The organism is Microbacterium sp. SS28 (assembly GCF_022761035.1).
Taxonomy (GTDB): domain Bacteria; phylum Actinomycetota; class Actinomycetes; order Actinomycetales; family Microbacteriaceae; genus Microbacterium.
This window is the reverse complement of sequence record NZ_JAKWJP010000002.1, coordinates 376,266-393,012: the sequence shown is the minus strand read 5'-3', so window position 1 is coordinate 393,012 and position 16,747 is coordinate 376,266. Positions and strand designations below refer to the sequence as shown.

Here is a 16,747-nt window from a genome sequence, read left to right as displayed (position 1 = left end):
GCCCGGTTTCGGGCCGTTGACAGTCTAGGGTCGGGTGATCTGCGGCTACGGGAGGACGACGACCTGGGCGGCGAACACGAGTCCGGCGCCGAAGCCGATCTGCAGCGCGAGTCCGCCGCTCAGCTCGGGGTGCTCCTCGAGCAGGCGGTGCGTCGCGAGCGGGATCGATGCGGCCGACGTGTTGCCGGTCGTCTCGATGTCGCGGCCCACGAGCACCGTCTCGGGGAGTCCGAGCTGCTTGGCGAACTCGTCGATGATGCGCATGTTCGCCTGGTGGGGGACGAAGGCGGCGAGATCGGATGCTTCGATGCCCGCGGCCTCGAGCGCCTGGCGGGCGACCTTGACCATCTCCCAGACGGCCCAGCGGAAGACCGTGGGGCCCTCCTGGCGCAGGGTCGGCCAGGGCGCCGTGCCGTCGCGGAAGTCCGTCAGCGTGTGGTTCATGCCGACCGCTTCGGACTTCGAGCCGTCCGAGCCCCATACCGTCGGGCCGATGCCCGGCGTGTCGCTCGGGCCGACGACGACCGCGCCCGCTCCGTCGCCGAGCAGGAACGAGATGCTGCGGTCGGCGGGGTCGACGATGTCGCTCAGCTTCTCGGCGCCGACGACTACGACGTACTTCGCGATGCCGCCGCGGATGAGGGCATCGGCCTGTGCCACGCCGTACGCGAAGCCCGCGCACGCGGCGTTGAGGTCGTAGGCGGCGGCGGGGTTCGCACCTACGCGGTCGGCCACGATCGCCGAGACCGAGGGCGACTGCTTGGGATTGCTGATCGTCGCGACGATGACGGCGTCGACATCGGATGCCGCGACACCCGAGCGCTCGATCGCCTCGCGCGCAGCATCCGTCGCCAGATCGATGGCATCCGTCCCGGCGACGGCGCGCGTGCGCGTCACGATCCCGGTGCGCTGGCGGATCCACTCGTCGCTCGAGTCGATGGGGCCGATGATGTCGGCGTTGGGCACCGCGATCTCGCCGCGCGCCGCGCCGTACGAGTAGATGCGGGTGTGCGCGACGCCGGTGGGCTGTGCGAGCGGACGGCTCATGCGGATGCTCCGTTCAGCAGCGCGGAGGCGGCTTCGAGGTCGTCGGGGGTCTTGACGGCGACACCGGGGACGCCGCGCAGCGCGCGCTTGGCGAGGCCGATGAGTGTGCCGGCGGGGCTGAGCTCGACGATTCCGGTGACTCCCGCGTCGGCGAAGGCTGCCATGCAGAGGTCCCAGCGGACGGGCGAGGCGACCTGGTCGACGAGCAGGTCGCGGAAGGCGGCGCCCGAGTCGACCGTCGAGCCGTCGCGGTTGGTCCACACCCGCACAGCGGGGTCGCCCGTCGCCACATCGGTCGCGGCGGCGCGCAGCGCGTCGACGGCGGGTGCCATGAAGCGCGTGTGGAACGCGCCGGCGACCTGCAGCGGGATGACCCGCGTGCCGGCGACGGGCTCGGCCGAGAGTCGCTGGAGGTCCGCGATGGCCCCCGCTGCGACGAGCTGTCCGCCTCCGTTGTAGTTCGCGGGGGTCAGGTCGAGCTCTTCGAGACGCGAGACGACGGATGCTTCGTCCCCGCCGATGACGGCGCTCATGCCGGTCTCGGCCGCGGCTGCGGCATCCGCCATGGCACGACCGCGCAGTCCCACGAGCCGCAGGGCGTCCTCTTCGCTCAGGATGCCCGCCGCAGCAGCGGCCGCGAACTCGCCGACCGAGTGGCCCGCGACGCCGGCGACGGCGCTGCGGTCCTCGAGGGCGTTCCACGACAGGAGGCTCGCGGCGACGATGAGGGGCTGGGCGACCTTCGTGTCGCGGATGCGGTCGGCGTCCCATTCGGTGCCTGCCGCGACGAGATCGACGCCGGCCCACTCTGAGTAGGCCGCGAGGCGGTCGGCAGCGCCGTCTCGCTCGAGCCAGGGGGTGAGGAACCCGGGGGACTGAGAGCCCTGTCCGGGGAAGACCGCGATGATCACCTATCCATCCTTCCAAGGATCGAATCCGGTCTTCTGGCGGTGGACGCACAGAATTCCGCGAATCGTTTGTCGTTGTCGTACAGCGTCATCCGTTGAGTCGGCGCGATGAGGAGGGCGCTCGACGACGCGTCGCGTCGGTGCCGATCGAGCCGAGCACGAGGGCGGTCTGCAGGATGAGCGCTTCGCGCGGGCCCGTCGCATCCCATCCGATGACCTCGGAGACGCGCTTGAGCCGGTACCGCACGGTGTTCGGGTGGACGAACAGCTCGCGGGCCGTCGCTTCGAGCGAACGGCCGTTGTCGAGGTAGCTCCAGAGCGTCGCGACGAGGTCGGTGCTGTGGGTGTGCAGCGGCCGGTAGATCTTCTCGACGAGCGTCTGCTTCGCGAGCGGATCGCCCGCGAGCGCCCGCTCGGGCAGCAGGTCGTCGGCCTCCACGGGTCGCGGCGCGTGGCGCCATGCGCGCGCCACGGCGAACCCCGCGAGCGCCGCACGCGCGCTCTGGCTCGCCTCGACGAGCGCCGGCACTGCGGGGCCGACGACGAGGTGGCCGGCTCCGAAGCCCGGCTCGAGGCGGCGGGCGATCTCGGGGAAGGGCAGTTCTGCGGGGAGCTCTTCGGTGCGCGCCGGCAGCTCGGCGCGCCCGATCACGAGCACGAGGCGCGAGCCCTGCACGCCGATCAGCACGTCGACGCCGAGCTTGCGCGCCGTCCGGCGCAGCTGGTCGACGTCGAGCAGCGGGGGAGTCGTGCCCACGAGCACCGACACCTCGCCGTGGCCGTGCCAGCCGAGGGCCGCGATGCGGCTCGGCAGCTCCTCGTCGGCCTCGCCCGTCAGGATCGAGTCGACGACGAGCGCCTCGAGCCGCGCGTCCCACAGGCCCCGCGTCTCGGCGGCGCGCGCGTAGACGTCGGCCGCGGCGAATGCGACTTCGCGCGAGTAGAGCAGGATCGCTTCGCGCACGTGCTCGCCCTTGGACGCGACCCGCTCCTCGGTCACTTCGACCGTGACGCGCACGAGCTGCAGCGTCTGCTGCAGACTCACGCTGCGCAGCAGCTCACGCGGCGCCGCGGCGAAGATGTCGGCCGCGATCGCGGGTGTCGAGCGCGGGTCCTCGTACCACTGGATGAAGGACGAGATGCCGGCCTGTGCAACGAGCCCGACGGCAGACCGCCGCGCGGGGGGCATGTCGGAGTACCACGTCAGCGTCTCCTCGAGCCGCTTGATCGTGGCGGAAGCGAGGTCGCCCGAGATGCGACGAAGCCACGCGAGTGTCTCGGTCTTGTCCATCTGCGGGCGACCCTCAGCCATCCCCTCGGTCAGCTCTCGCCGCCGGCGTTGCCGCTCGTGCCGGCTGTCACGTCGTGCAGGCGGTACTTCTCGATCGCCTGGGCCGCGAGGCCGCGGTCGACGACGCCGTCCTCGGCCAGCGCCTGCAGCGTGCGCACGACGACCGACGGGCCGTCGATCTTGAAGAAGCGACGGGCGGCCGCACGCGTGTCCGAGAAGCCGAAGCCGTCGGCGCCGAGCGTGGCGTAGCGGTGCTGCACCCACGGGCGGATCTGGTCCTGCACGGCGTGCATCCAGTCGCTCACCGCGATGACGGGGCCGGGGGTGTCGCGCAGCTTCTCGGTGATGTACGCCGTGTGCGGCTCTTCGTCGGGGTACAGGAAGTTGTGCTGGTCGGCCGCGAGACCGTCGCGACGCAGCTCCGACCACGACGTGACCGACCAGACGTCCGCCTGGACGCCCCAGTCGTCGCGCAGCAGCCGCTGTGCTTCGTAGGCCCAGAGAACGCCGACGCCCGATGCGAGGATCTGGGCGCGCGGGCCCTCTCCCTCGGCGACCGAGATGCGGTGGATGCCGCGCACGATGCCCTCGACGTCGACGTTCTCCGGCTCGGCGGGCTGCACGAGCGGCTCGTTGTAGACGGTCATGTAGTACATGACGTTCGGGTCGGGGTGGTTGCCGCCGTACATGCGGTCGAGGCCCGAACGGACGATGTGCGCGATCTCGTAGCCGTACGCAGGGTCGTACGCGACAGTCGCGGGGTTCGTCGAGGCGAGCAGCTGCGAGTGGCCGTCGGCGTGCTGCAGGCCTTCGCCCGTGAGCGTCGTGCGTCCCGCCGTCGCGCCGATGATGAAGCCGCGCGCCATCTGGTCGCCGGCCGCCCACTGGGCGTCGCCCGTGCGCTGGAAGCCGAACATCGAGTAGAAGACGTAGACCGGGATGAGCGGCTCGCCGTGCGTCGAGTACGACGTGCCCGTCGCGGTGAACGCCGCGACGGCGCCCGCCTCGTTGATGCCGACGTGGATGATCTGGCCCTGCGGGCTCTCCTTGTAGGCGAGGAGCAGCTCGCGGTCGACCGACGTGTAGTTCTGGCCGTTCGGGTTGTAGATCTTCGCCGTCGGGAAGTACGCGTCCATGCCGAACGTGCGGGCCTCGTCGGGGATGATCGGCACGATCCGGTGACCGAAGTCCTTCGCGCGGAGGAGGTCCTTCAGGAGCCGGACGAAGGCCATCGTCGTCGCGATCTCCTGCGTGCCCGAGCCCTTCTTGGGCAGGGCGTAGGACGCGTCGCCGGGGAGCTGGATCGGCACGTGGTGCGAGCGGCGCTCCGGGAGGAAGCCGCCGAGCGCGCGGCGGCGCTCGACCATGTACTGGATCGTCTCGTCCTCGTTGCCCGGGTGGAAGTAGGGCGGGGCGTAGGGGTTCTCCTCGAGCTGCGCGTCCGTGATCGGGATGCGCATCGAGTCGCGGAAGTGCTTGAGGTCCTCGAGCGTCATCTTCTTCATCTGGTGGGTCGCGTTGCGGCCCTCGAAGTGGTGACCCAGGCCGTAGCCCTTGATCGTCTTGGCGAGGATGACGGTGGGCTGGCCCTTGTGCTCGGTCGCGGCCTTGTACGCGGCGTAGACCTTCGTGTAGTCCAGGCCGCCGCGGCGCAGCTTGCCCCAGATGTCGTCGTCGGACCAGTCCTGCACCATCGACGCCGTGCGCTCGTCGCGCCCGAAGAAGTGGTCGCGGATGAACTTGCCGTCCTCGGCGCGGTACGTCTGGAAGTCGCCGTCGGGCGTCGTGTTCATGAGGTGCACGAGGGCTGCGGCATCCTGCGTCGCGAGCAGCTCGTCCCAGCCACGGCCCCAGACGACCTTGATGACGTTCCAGCCGGCGCCGCGGAAGAAGCTCTCGAGCTCCTGGATGATCTTGCCGTTGCCGCGCACGGGTCCGTCGAGGCGCTGCAGGTTGCAGTTGACGACGAACGTGAGGTTGTCGAGCCCCTCGTTCGCGGCGACCTGCAGCTGACCGCGGCTCTCGACCTCGTCCATCTCGCCGTCGCCCAGGAACGCCCACACGTGCGAGTTCGTGAGGTCCTTGACGCCGCGGTTGGTGAGGTACTTGTTCGTCATCGCCTGGTAGATGGCGTTGATGGGACCGAGGCCCATCGAGACGGTCGGGAACTGCCAGTAGTCCGGCATGAGCCGCGGGTGCGGATAGGACGGGATGCCGAGGGGAGCCTTCGACTTCTCCTGACGGAAGCCGTCGAGCTGCTCGGCCGAAAGCCGGCCCTCGAGGAACGAGCGGGCGTAGATGCCGGGGGAGGCGTGGCCCTGGATGAAGATCTGGTCGCCGCCGCTCGGGTCGTCGAGCCCGCGGAAGAAGTGGTTGAAGCCGACTTCGTAGAGCGATGCGGACGACGCGTAGGTCGAGATGTGCCCGCCGACGCCGATTCCGGGCCGCTGCGCGCGGTGCACCGTGAGTGCGGCGTTCCAACGGATCCAGCGGCGGTAGCGCCGCTCGAGCTCTTCGTCACCGGGGAACTCGGGCTCGTTCTCGGGCGCGATCGTGTTGATGTAGTCGGTCGTCGGCACTTGCGGCACGTTGAGCTGCAGCTCATGCGAGGTCTGCAGGAGGCTCAGCATGATCTCGCGGCCGCGGCCCGATCCCTTTGCCTGCACGAGCTGCTGCAGGGATTCCTGCCACTCGGAGGTCTCTTCCGGATCGCTGTCCAGCGGTCCCTGGGAGTACGGATCCTGATCGTTGACAGTCACAAGGGACCTTTCGTCATCTGGCAGGTCATGCCAGGAATTCGGCATACGGATGCTGCCGGCTTTGTCGGCTTCGGACAGCACACCGCTGACCAGCCTAGCGATTCAGGGAACCTTCGACGTCGAATCGGGCCGGGTGCTGTCCGTAGACTGACGGGAGGGGCCTTTAGCTCAGCTGGTAGAGCGCCACGTTTACACCGTGGATGTCGTCGGTTCGATCCCGGCAGGGCCCACTTCTCGCACAGTCTTCCGCCCGGCGCCTCACGAGCGCGGGTCGTCGTCGCTGTCGTCCCGCGTGTGCGACACGATGTGCGGCAATGAGAAGTCGGTGTAGCCGGGCTGCCCGATGCGCGAGTGACGGCTCGCGTAGGCGAAGTAGATGATGAACCCGATCACGAGCCAGATGAGGAATCTCAGCCACGTCTCCACCGTGAGGTTGAGCATGAGGTAGAGGCTCAGGGCCGCCGACAGCGCGGGCAGCCACGGGCTCAGCGGCACGCGGAAGGGCCGGGGCAGGTCGGGGCGCTTGCGGCGCAGGACGATGATCCCGACGGCCACGAGCACGAACGCCGACAGGGTGCCGATGTTCACCATCTCCTCGAGGAGGCCGATGGGGGTGAACCCTGCGACCACCGCGACGATCACGGTGACGATGATCGAGATGACCCACGGCGTCCGGAACTTCGGGTGCACCTTGGCGAGCGCGATCGGCAGGAGGGCGTCGCGCGACATCGCGAAGATGATGCGCGTCGCGCCGATGAGGAGGGTCAGCACCACCGTGGTCAGACCCGCCACGGCGCCCGCCGAGATGAGGGTCGCCATCCACGCCTGCCCGTGGAAGGCGAAGGCGAAGGCGAGCGCGGCCGCCGGGTCGAGGTCCTGGTAGGGCACCATGCCCGTCACGACGAGCGCCACGGCGCAGTAGAGGATCGTGCAGATCACGAGCGACGCGATGATGCCGATGGGCAGGTCCCGCTGCGGGTTGCGCGTCTCCTCCGCCGTCGTGGCGACGACGTCGAAGCCGATGTAGGCGAAGAACACCAGAGCGGCGCCCGCGAAGATGCCGCCGACGCCGAAGGCGACGGGCTCGACGCCCGAGAGGAACTGGAGGAGCGGCTGGCTGAGCCCCGTCGCAGTCTCGCGCGCCGTCGCCTCGGGGATGAACGGCGTCCAGTTCGCCGGATCGACGAAGAGCAGGCCCGCGACGATGACGAACAGCACGACGAAGAGCTTGACCGCGACCAGCACGAGGTTGACCCGCAGGGACTCCTTGATGCCGAAGGTCATGAGTCCGCCGAGGACGAGAACGAGCAGGATCGCCATCAGGTCGACGGTCCCGCCGTATCCGATCGCCTCGGGGACGGGTGCCCCGAGCTGATCCATGAGCGTTCCGAAGTAGGCGCTCCAGCCCTGCGCCACGACGCTCGCGCCGAGGAACATCTCGAGGATGAGGTCCCAGCCGATGATCCACGCGAACAGCTCGCCGAGCGACGAGTACGAGAACGTGTACGCCGAGCCCGAGACCGGGACGGTCGAGGCGAACTCGGCGTAGCAGATGGCCGCGAGCGCGCAGGCGATCGCCGCCACGACGAAGCTGATGACGATCGCTGGGCCTGCGACCTCGTGCGCTGCCCGTCCCGTCAGCGTGAAGATGCCGGCGCCGATCACGACGCCCACGCCGAAGACGGTGAGATCGAGAGCTGTGAGCGATTTCTTGAGGCGGAACTCCGGTTCGTCCGTGTCGGCGAGGGACTGCTCGACCGACTTCGTGCGCAGAACGTTCATGTGACGTCTCCTTCGATGCACCGGTCGTTGCATGGTAGTGGCCGCCGGGAGCTCGCGTCGACGCCCCGCGGTAGGTTGGGAGCGTGATCGCATCCCCCGCAGACCAGCGCCGTCTCCTCGACCTCGCCGAGCTCGACACGCGCATCCGGCGCGCCGAAGCCGCTCGCGCGAACCCGCCTCAGGCGGCGCGCGTGAGCGAGCTTCTCGCGCAGCGGCAGGGACTGAGCCAGGAGCTGTCGACCCGGCTCGGAGCGCGCGACGACCTCCGCACGGAGCTCGCCCGCATCGAGTCCGATGTCGCCGTCGTCGACGCGCGCAGGGCCCGCGACGCGGAGCGGCTCGCGACATCCACGAACCCGAAAGAGGCGCAGGGACTCGAGAGCGAGCTCGCCTCGCTCGCGCGCCGCAAGGGAGACCTCGAGGACGCCGAGCTCGAGATCATGGAGCGCCTCGAGCAGGCCGACGCCGCCGTGGCCGAGCAGGAGGCGCTCATCGCCGAGACGAACGCCGAGGGCTCCCGCCTGAGCGCCGAGGCGAAGCAGGCGATCGGCGAGGCGACGACGAACTTCGAGCAGGCCACGCGCGACCGCGAGGCGGTCGCGGCGAGCATCGCCGCCGACCTCGTCGCCCTCTACGACCGTCTCGCGAAGCGCGGTGTCGCGGCGGGGCTCCTGCGCCGCGCGACATGCGAGGGCTGCAACATGGTGCTCTCCGGCACCGATCTCCAGGCGATCCGCCAGGCGCAGACCGACGCCGTCGTCCACTGCCCCGAATGCGGCGGGATCCTCGTGCGCACGGAGGAGTCCGGGCTGTGACGCAGCCCGCCGTACGACGGTGACGGGGGCCGACCCTGCCGACGTCGTCGCGTGGATCGTCCTCGGGCGCGCGGGAGGCGATGTCGTCGCGGCAACGCTCGACGCGGTGGGGCGCGAATGCGCGCGGGAGACGCTGACGGCGACGGATGCCGCGGCCTGGATCGCGGATCGTGAGGCCGTCGATGCACCGCGGTGGGTCTGGAGCGACGCGACGTCGTGGTACCCGGGCCTGCTCGCCGCGGGAGTGCGCGTGGCGCGCTGCCACGATCTGCGCCTGTGCCACGCCATCCTGCGCGACTCGGCTCTCGTCACCGCGGCAGACGAGCTGCGTGCCGCGACGGCGTGGGATGTCGCGGGCGTCGCGGCGCCGGAGCAGTCGGCCGCGCTGTTCGACCTCGACGAGGTCGCGACGCCGGTGGGTCCGCCGGGTGGCCTCGACGCCGCCCTCGCGGAGTTCGCCCGTCAGCGCGCCGCCGTTTCCGGCTCCTCGGACCCCGGACGCCTCCGGCTCCTCATCGCGGCGGAGTCGGCGGGCGCGCTCGTCGCGGCGGAGCTGCGCGCCGCGGGACTGCCCTGGGACGCCGCCGTCCACGACGCGCTGCTCACCGAGGTCCTCGGCCCCCGCCGCGCGGGTGGCGGGCAGCCGGCGCACCTCCAAGAGCTCGCCGACCGTGTGCGCCGCGAGCTCGGCGACCCGGCGGCGAGTCTCGATTCGCAGCCCAAGCTGCTGCGATCGCTGCACCGTGTCGGGATCCTCGTCGAATCGACCAGCAGGTGGGAGCTCGCCGAGCACGAGCATCCCGTCATCGAACCGCTCATCCAGTACAAGAAGCTCTCGCGCCTCCTGAGTGCGAACGGCTGGACGTGGCTGGACGAATGGGTGCGCGACGGGCGCTTCCGCCCGGTCTACATCCCCGGCGGCGTCGTGACCGGCCGGTGGGCCTCGTCCGGCGGGGGAGCGCTGCAGCTGCCGAGGCAGCTGCGCACCGCCGTTCGCGCGGACCCCGGCTGGACGCTCGTGGTCGCCGACGTCGCACAGCTCGAGCCGCGGGTGCTGGCCGCGATGTCGCGGGACGAGCGACTCGCGGATGCCGCCCGCGGGCGGGATCTCTACTCGGGCATCGTCGAGAGCGGGACTGTCGCTACGCGCAGCGAGGCGAAGATCGCGATCCTCGGCGCGATGTACGGGGCGACGACCGGCGAGAGCGGCCGGCTCGTGCCGCGCCTGCGTCGGCAGTACCCCCGCGCGATGGCGCTCGTCGACGACGCGGCGCGCGTCGGCGAGGAAGGCGGGGTCGTCACGACTTGGCTCGGCCGCAGTTCGCCTGCGCCGTCCTCGGGCTGGCGGGACTCCCAGTCGCGGGCGACCGAGGCCGAGGCATCCGGAGCCGACGAGACGCAGGCCCGCCGATGGGCCCGCGATCGAGGCCGGTTCACGCGCAACTTCGTCGTGCAGGGCACGGCGGCCGAATGGGCGCTCGCGTGGCTCGCCGATCTGCGGGGCCGGCTCGCGGCACTCCCTCCGGTTCCGACGGATGCCGCGCCGCGCTCCGGCCCGGTCTTCGCGGCCTCGCCGCACATCGCCTTCTTCCTGCACGACGAGATCATCGTGCACACCCCGATCGCCCTCGCCGTCGCCGTCGCCGACGCTGTGCGCGGGTCTGCGGCATCCGCGGGTCGTCTGCTCTTCGGAGAGTTCCCGCTGGACTTCCCCCTCGATCTCAAGATCGCGCAGACCGCCGACAAGGACTGACCGCGAGGTCGCACTCAGCGCGTGCGTCTAAAATCGAGGATGCGAATGGGTCGGCTGGACGGTCGCGTCGCGGGTTCGCCCGCGCCGAGGAACGTCCGGGCTCCACAGGGCAGGGCGGTGGGTAACACCCACCCGGAGTGATCCGCGAGACAGTGCCACAGAGAACAGACCGCCTCGGCCTCGGCCGGGGTAAGGGTGAAACGGCGGTGTAAGAGACCACCGGGGTCGTGGTGACACGGCCCGCAAGGTAAACCTCGCCCGGAGCAAGGCCAGACAGAGGATGCTGACGCGGCTCGCCGAGTCCTCGGGTAGGCCGCTGGAGCGGCACGGCAACGTGTCGCCGAGAGAGATGACCGTCCACGGGGCTCACGCCCCCGGACAGAACCCGGCGTACAGGCCGGCCCATTCGCACCTCAGGCCGGGCTGACTTCGTCAGCCGAGCGCCAAAGCCGCAGCGCTGTGTTCATGAGATCGCGGGGAATTCCCCGCGAGGGCTGACTTCGTCAGCCGAGCGCCAAAGCCGCTGCCCCTATGATCCCCGCGTTGTTGCGGTGCACGGCCGGCACGATCGGCGTCTTGATGTCGAGCAGCGGCAGGAACTGGTCGCTGTGCTTCGACACGCCGCCGCCGACGATGAACAGGTCGGGGCTGAAGAGGAACTCGACGTGGCTGTAGTACCACTGCAGGCGCTCCGCCCACTCCTCCCACGAGAGCTCTTCACGCTCCATCGCGGAGTACGCGGCGTAGGTCTCGGCGTCGCCCTTCTGCTTCGCCCGCTGCAGGTGCCCGAGCTCGCTGTTGGGTACGAGGACTCCGTTGTAGATGAGGGCCGAGCCGATGCCCGTGCCGAGCGTCGTGAGGACGACGAGCCCCTCGCGGCCGCGCGCGGCGCCGTAGCGGACCTCGGCGACCCCGGCGACATCCGCGTCATTGGCGAAGTGGATGCCGCGTCCCAGGCCGTCCTCGAAGAACTTCTCGGCCTCGAATCCGATCCATTTGTCCGAGACGTTGGCGGCCGACAGCGTGCGGCCGCCCTTCACGATCGCGGGGAAGGCGACACCGAGGTGCACGCTGTGGTCGTCGGCGACGCCGAGCGTGTCCAGCACCGTGCGGACGGCCGCGAGGACGTCCGCAGGTTCGGCGCCCGCCGGGGTCGGCACCTTGACGCGATCGCTCGCGAGCACCCCCTCGTCGAGATCGACGATCCCCGCTTTGATGCCCGTTCCGCCGATGTCGACGCCCACCGCACGTCTCGCGTTCGCTCCCATGGGCCCAGCCTATCCAGCGGCACGTGAGCGATCAGTAGGATCGAGGCAGGATCGAAGGGGAGGCACCGTGACGGACGGCGAAGAGAAGTACTGGTACAACCTCAAGACCGGCAAGGTCGAGAAGGGCTTCGAGTCTCCTTCCGTCGATCGAGCCGGTCCTTTCGACACCCCCGAGGAGGCCGCAGGCGCCCCCGAGGTCCTCCGCGAGCGTTCGCGCGCGTGGAGCGAGGACGAAGCACGCGACGACGCGTGGGGCTCGTCCTCCGAGACCGACGAGAACGCCGGATAGTCTGGCCGTCACGGCCGGGAGAGGATCAGATGGACAAGCAGCGTGACTTCGTTCTGCGCACGATCGAGGAACGGGGTGTCAAGTTCGTCCGCCTGTGGTTCACCGACGTCATCGGCACCCTGAAGTCGGTGGCGATCGCACCGGCCGAGGTCGAGGGAGCCTTCAGCGAGGGCCTCGGATTCGACGGGTCGGCGATCGAGGGTCTCACCCGGTCGTACGAGTCGGATCTGCTGGCGCATCCCGACCCCACGACGTTCCAGACGCTGCCCTGGCGCGGTGAGATCGACCCGACGGCGCGCATGTTCTGCGACATCACGACGCCCGACGGCCAGCCCGCCGTCGCCGATCCGCGGCATGTCCTCAAGCGCGCGCTCGCGAAGGCCGCCGACGCGGGGTTCACGTTCTACACGCACCCCGAGATCGAGTTCTATCTGCTGAAGTCCTCGTCGTTCGGCACCGACGGCCCCGAGCCCGTCGACTCGGCCGGCTACTTCGACAACGTCCCCGGCGGCACGGCGCACGACTTCCGCCGGCGCTCCGTGCGCATGCTCGAGGACCTCGGCATCTCGGTCGAGTTCAGCCACCACGAGGGCGGGCCCGGCCAGAACGAGATCGACCTGCGCTACGCGGACGCCCTCGCGACGGCCGACAACATCATGACCTTCCGCACCGTCATCAAAGAGGTCGCGATCGAGCAGGGCGTCTACGCGACGTTCATGCCCAAGCCGCTCAGCGGTAAGCCCGGCAGCGGCATGCACACGCACATGTCCCTCTTCGAGGGCGATGTCAACGCTTTCTACGAAGAGGGCGCGCAGTACCAGCTCTCGAAGGTCGGACGGCACTTCATCGCGGGCCTCCTGCGCCACGCGAACGAGATCTCGGCCGTCACGAACCAGTTCGTCAACTCGTACAAGCGCCTCTGGGGTGGCGACGAGGCGCCGAGCTTCATCTGCTGGGGTCACAACAACCGCTCCGCGCTCGTGCGCGTGCCGCTCTACAAGCCCAACAAGGGCCAGTCCTCGCGCGTCGAGTACCGTGCCCTCGACTCGGCGGCCAACCCCTACCTCGCCTATGCGCTCATGCTCGCGGCGGGTCTCAAGGGCATCGAGGAGGAGTACGAGCTCCCGCCCGAGGCGGAAGACAACGTGTGGTCGCTCACCGACTCCGAGCGTCGCGCGCTCGGCTATGCGCCGCTGCCCGCGAGCCTCGACCACGCCCTCGAGTACATGGAGGAGTCGGAGCTCGTCGCCGAGACGCTCGGCGAACAGGTGTTCAACTACGTCCTGCTCAACAAGCGCACGGAGTGGCAGGACTACCGCACGCAGGTCACGCCGTTCGAGCTGAAGAGCAACCTCGAGATGCTCTGATCTCGCTCGCGAGACGATGTCCACACCCGAAAGGTCCACCGCCCTCACAGGGCTTGCGAGGCTCGGCTTCGGCGACCTCGCGGGCGCCGAAGACCTCCTCGTCGAGCTCGAGCAGGCGCTCGGGCTGGAACGCGATGAGCTGACGGATTCGATCGCGGTCGCCGCGGATCCGGATGCCGCGCTCGTGGCGCTCTCGCGCATCGTGCGTCGGGATGCCGCTCCCGTGCGCGCGCTGCGGACCGATCCGCGGGGCTGGCGCGCGCTGTGGGCGCTGCTGGGGGCGTCTTCCGGCTTCGGCGACTTCTACCTGCGGCACCCGGAGGAGCTCGTGGGGCTCGTCGGAGCCGGCGCAGTGCTGCCGTCCACTCACGACCTGCAGTCGGAGCTGCTCGCGGCCGTCGGCGCGCAGGACGGGTTCGCGGAGCGCGGCGACGAGGAGGCGTGGATCGCCCTCCGCGTGCGCTACCGCACCCTGCTCGCACGGATCGCGGCGTTCGACCTCCTGACGCCGAGCCCCGTCGACGAACTCGCCGCCGTCGCCGGAAGGCTCGCGGATGCCGCGGGCGCCGCCCTCGAGGCGTCGCTGTGCGTCGCCCGCACCAAGATCGCAGGGGGCGTGGGACCGGGCCTGTTCCCGCGAGATCAGGTCGCGCGCACGAAGCTCGCCGTGATCGGAATGGGCAAGACGGGCGCGCGCGAGCTCAACTACGTGAGCGACGTCGATGTCATCTTCGTCGCCGGGGGAGCGGACGACCTCCTCGAGGAGGTCGGCGAGAGCCGCATCGTGGACATCGCGACGCGCCTCGCGGTGCAGATGATGCGTGGCGTCTCGGGTGCCGAGATCGAGCCCGCCCTGTGGGAGGTCGACGCGAATCTGCGGCCCGAGGGCAAGCAGGGCGCGCTCGTGCGGACCCTTGACTCGCACATGTCCTACTACGACCGATGGGCCAAGAGCTGGGAGTTCCAGGCACTCTTGAAGGCCCGGCCCATCGCGGGCGACGCCGAGCTCGGCGCGGCCTATGTCGGCGCGGTGCAGCCCAAGGTGTGGTCGAGCGCCGCGCGCGAGAACTTCGTCGACAGCGTCCAGCGCATGCGCGAGCGCGTCACCGAGCACATCCCGGCCGCGGAGGTCGCCCAGCAGATCAAGCTCGGCCCCGGCGGCATCCGGGACATCGAGTTCACGGTGCAGCTCCTGCAGCTCGTGCACGGCCTGAGCGATGACCGCATCCGGCAGCGCGGCACGCTCGAGGCCCTCGACGCCCTCGTCGCCGAGGGGTACATCGGCCGCGCCGAGGCGGCGACCTTCTCGAGGGACTACCGCGTCCTCAGAGTGCTCGAGCACCGGATGCAGCTGCGCCAGCTGCGGCGCACGCACCTCATGCCGTCGCGCCCCGACGAGCTGCGTGTGCTCGCGCGCGCGTCGCGGCTCGCCGAGACCGGCCCCGGCGTGTGGGAGGTGTGGGAGTCGGTGAAGCGCGAGGTCCGCGACATCCATGTCCGCCTCTTCTATCGTCCGCTGTTGTCGGCGGTCGCGGCTCTGCCTGCGGAGGAGAGGGCGCTGTCGACGGCGCAGGCGCACGACCGGCTCGCGGCGATCGGGTTCGCCGACCCGGCGGGTGCTCTGCGGCACATCGCGGCCCTCACGAGCGGCCTCAGCCGCAAGTCGACGATCCAGCGTCACCTCATGCCCGTCATGATCCGCTGGTTCGCCGACGGGGTCGACCCCGACTACGGGCTCCTCGCCTTCCGGCGGATCAGCGAGCGGCTGGGAGACAGCCCCTGGTTCCTGCGGATGCTGCGCGACTCGTCGGCCGCGGCGGAGAGCCTCACACGCGTGCTCTCGGGCTCGAAGTACGTGGCCGAGCTCATGGAGTGGACGCCGGAGTCCGCAGCGTGGCTCGACGACCACGACCTGCTCACGCCCCGCTCGGGCGTCGCCCTGCAGCAGGAGGCCCGCGCCATCCAGACTCGGCACGCGACGATCGAGGACGCCATGCGCTCCGTCCGGGCCCTGCGTCGCCGCGAGCTGCTGCGGACCGCCATGGCGGCGATCCTGGGCGCGATCACGGTAGAAGAGCTCGCCGAGTCGCTCACGACGATCACCGAGGTGACCATCCAGGCGACGCTGCGCGCCGTGTGGCGCGAGGTCGTGCCCGCGGAGGACGCCGCGCTGGACTTCTCGGTCATAGCGATGGGGCGGTTCGGCGGTGCCGAGCTGGGGTTCGGCTCGGACGCCGACGTCATGTACGTCTACCGCGCGAACGGCGTCGATCCGCAGCGCGCGCACGCGCTTGCGCTCCAGCTGGTGGCCGCCCTGCGCAAGCACTCGGAAGACCACCGAGTGCCGCTGGACCTCGACGCCGATCTGCGGCCCGAGGGCCGCAACGGACCGCTCGCCCGCTCGCTCGAGGCCTACGCCGAGTACTACCGGCGCTGGTCGCTCTCGTGGGAGGCTCAGGCGCTCCTGCGGGCGCGCGGCGTCGCCGGCAGCGTCAAGCTGATCCGCGACTTCATGGCGCTCGCGGACGACGTGCGGTACCCGGCGTCCGTCGATCCGCAGGCGGTGCGCGAGATCAAGCGGATCAAGGCGAGGGTCGAGAGCGAGCGTCTGCCGCAGGGGGTCGATCCCGCACGCCACCTCAAACTCGGACCGGGATCGCTCAGCGATGTCGAGTGGCTCGTCCAGCTGCTTCAGCTCCAGCATTCGCATCGGCTGCCGGAGCTGCGGACCACCTCGACCATCACCGCGCTGCGCGCCGCCGCCGCGGGCGGGCTCCTCCCTGAGGCTTCCGCCGATCGTCTCGCCGAGGCGTGGCGCCTCGCGAGCCGTCTGCGCTCGGCGAATACGCTGCTGTCGGGCCAGACGAGCGATGTCCTCCCCGTCGACCGCAAGCGGCTCGACGGCATCGGGCGTCTGCTCGAGTATCCGCCTCGCTCGGCGACACAGGTCGAGGAGGACTACCTCGCCGCGACGCGCCGCGCGCGACGGGTCTTCGAGAAGAACTTCTACGGCTGAGCCCGCTCCGCCCGGCCCTTTTGGTGGTCTCCGCTTAGGAGTACCATTTGCACCGCATTTGATCCGACTTCGGACGGGGTGCGCCATGGTCGACGGCAATGCTGCCGCGCAGACACTTCTCTCCTACCGCACGTGCTCGCACGGTATGTGCCTTCACTACGTTTGGCTCGCGTATTGGGCGAACGGGGCGAGAGCACGGGGCACATTCGGGACCGCTCTCGCGGGCTGGGAGGGTAGCGACGGAAAACACCGGGACGATCGCAATCCCCCCCCTGGTGTTCCTGTGTGGTGGGGCGAGAGGCCGGGCAATACCGCGGGCGACGTAGTCATCAGCCTCGGCAACGGCCGAGTCGTCGCGACGGACTTTCCCAATTTCGGTGTCATCAGTGAGACGACCCTGGCTGCGCGCCAGCGGCAGATCGGGCGAACCTATCTCGGCTGGACTGAGACCA

11 protein-coding genes, 1 tRNA gene and 1 other RNA gene are annotated in these 16,747 nt (G+C 70.1%); 7 read left to right on the top strand and 6 right to left on the bottom strand.

The features are described from left to right. Positions 1 to 45: 45 nt before the first annotated feature. The 4 genes from MJ607_RS07160 to aceE form a co-directional block, all read right to left on the bottom strand. The gene (locus MJ607_RS07160; RefSeq protein ID WP_243074881.1) at positions 46 to 1,047 is read right to left on the bottom strand and encodes a beta-ketoacyl-ACP synthase III; all 1,002 of its coding nucleotides are present in this window, start codon (positions 1,045 to 1,047) and stop codon (positions 46 to 48) included. Further along, positions 1,044 to 1,958 carry an ACP S-malonyltransferase gene (locus MJ607_RS07155; protein WP_243074880.1) on the bottom strand — a complete coding sequence of 305 codons (915 nt, stop codon included), beginning with the start codon at positions 1,956 to 1,958 and terminating at the stop codon, positions 1,044 to 1,046. The genes MJ607_RS07160 and MJ607_RS07155 overlap by 4 nt, the downstream gene beginning before the upstream one ends. Positions 1,959 to 2,043: 85 nt before the next feature. Beyond that, a complete protein-coding gene (locus MJ607_RS07150; RefSeq protein ID WP_243074879.1) occupies positions 2,044 to 3,246 on the bottom strand; it encodes a CdaR family transcriptional regulator in 1,203 nt (400 codons plus the stop codon). A 29-nt stretch (positions 3,247 to 3,275) separates the two neighbouring features. Then, positions 3,276 to 6,005 carry a pyruvate dehydrogenase (acetyl-transferring), homodimeric type gene (gene aceE / locus MJ607_RS07145; protein WP_243074878.1) on the bottom strand — a complete coding sequence of 910 codons (2,730 nt, stop codon included), beginning with the start codon at positions 6,003 to 6,005 and terminating at the stop codon, positions 3,276 to 3,278. Between the two features lie 157 nt (positions 6,006 to 6,162). Between aceE and MJ607_RS07140 the strand changes: the two genes are divergently transcribed. Then, positions 6,163 to 6,235 (top strand) — tRNA-Val (locus MJ607_RS07140). Between the two features lie 28 nt (positions 6,236 to 6,263). Here MJ607_RS07140 and MJ607_RS07135 read toward each other — a convergent pair. Continuing rightward, positions 6,264 to 7,787 (bottom strand): amino acid permease, encoded by a 1,524-nt coding sequence (locus MJ607_RS07135; RefSeq protein WP_243074877.1) that lies wholly within the window; start codon positions 7,785 to 7,787, stop codon positions 6,264 to 6,266. 83 nt (positions 7,788 to 7,870) lie between these two features. Between MJ607_RS07135 and MJ607_RS20180 the strand changes: the two genes are divergently transcribed. The 3 genes from MJ607_RS20180 to rnpB all read left to right on the top strand — a co-directional run bounded on the left by MJ607_RS20180 (position 7,871) and on the right by rnpB (position 10,764). Beyond that, a complete protein-coding gene (locus tag MJ607_RS20180; protein WP_243074876.1) occupies positions 7,871 to 8,602 on the top strand; it encodes a zinc ribbon domain-containing protein in 732 nt (243 codons plus the stop codon). A 19-nt stretch (positions 8,603 to 8,621) separates the two neighbouring features. Next, positions 8,622 to 10,355: a bifunctional 3'-5' exonuclease/DNA polymerase gene (locus tag MJ607_RS07125; protein ID WP_243074875.1), complete on the top strand. Its 1,734-nt coding sequence runs from the start codon at positions 8,622 to 8,624 to the stop codon at positions 10,353 to 10,355. A 46-nt stretch (positions 10,356 to 10,401) separates the two neighbouring features. Next, positions 10,402 to 10,764, top strand: an RNA gene (gene rnpB, locus MJ607_RS07120) — RNase P RNA component class A. Between the two features lie 94 nt (positions 10,765 to 10,858). On the opposite strand, the gene ppgK is transcribed toward rnpB, so the two are convergent. Next, positions 10,859 to 11,623 (bottom strand): polyphosphate--glucose phosphotransferase, encoded by a 765-nt coding sequence (gene ppgK / locus MJ607_RS07115; RefSeq protein ID WP_243074874.1) that lies wholly within the window; start codon positions 11,621 to 11,623, stop codon positions 10,859 to 10,861. 67 nt (positions 11,624 to 11,690) lie between these two features. Here ppgK and MJ607_RS07110 point away from each other — a divergent pair, with 67 nt between their 5' ends. Genes MJ607_RS07110 through MJ607_RS07100 form a run of 3 tightly spaced genes read left to right on the top strand, consistent with a single transcriptional unit; the run spans position 11,691 to position 16,295 of the window. Further along, on the top strand, positions 11,691 to 11,912 hold the full coding sequence (locus tag MJ607_RS07110; protein ID WP_243074873.1) for an SPOR domain-containing protein: 222 nt from the start codon (positions 11,691 to 11,693) through the stop codon (positions 11,910 to 11,912). A gap of 29 nt (positions 11,913 to 11,941) precedes the next feature. Then, positions 11,942 to 13,279 carry a type I glutamate--ammonia ligase gene (gene glnA, locus MJ607_RS07105; protein WP_243074872.1) on the top strand — a complete coding sequence of 446 codons (1,338 nt, stop codon included), beginning with the start codon at positions 11,942 to 11,944 and terminating at the stop codon, positions 13,277 to 13,279. 16 nt (positions 13,280 to 13,295) lie between these two features. Beyond that, a complete protein-coding gene (locus MJ607_RS07100) occupies positions 13,296 to 16,295 on the top strand; it encodes a bifunctional [glutamine synthetase] adenylyltransferase/[glutamine synthetase]-adenylyl-L-tyrosine phosphorylase (protein ID WP_243074871.1) in 3,000 nt (999 codons plus the stop codon). Positions 16,296 to 16,747 lie beyond the last annotated feature (452 nt).

Bases quoted from the DNA above. Each gene is read 5' to 3' on its own strand.
- MJ607_RS07100 (WP_243074871.1), top strand. From the start codon at position 13,296: ATGTCCACACCCGAAAGGTCCACCGCCCTCACAGGGCTTGCGAGGCTC.
- MJ607_RS07135 (WP_243074877.1), bottom strand. From the start codon at position 7,787: ATGAACGTTCTGCGCACGAAGTCGGTCGAGCAGTCCCTCGCCGACACG.
- MJ607_RS07150 (WP_243074879.1), bottom strand. From the start codon at position 3,246: ATGGACAAGACCGAGACACTCGCGTGGCTTCGTCGCATCTCGGGCGAC.
- ppgK (WP_243074874.1), bottom strand. From the start codon at position 11,623: ATGGGAGCGAACGCGAGACGTGCGGTGGGCGTCGACATCGGCGGAACG.
- glnA (WP_243074872.1), top strand. From the start codon at position 11,942: ATGGACAAGCAGCGTGACTTCGTTCTGCGCACGATCGAGGAACGGGGT.
- MJ607_RS07160 (WP_243074881.1), bottom strand. From the start codon at position 1,047: ATGAGCCGTCCGCTCGCACAGCCCACCGGCGTCGCGCACACCCGCATC.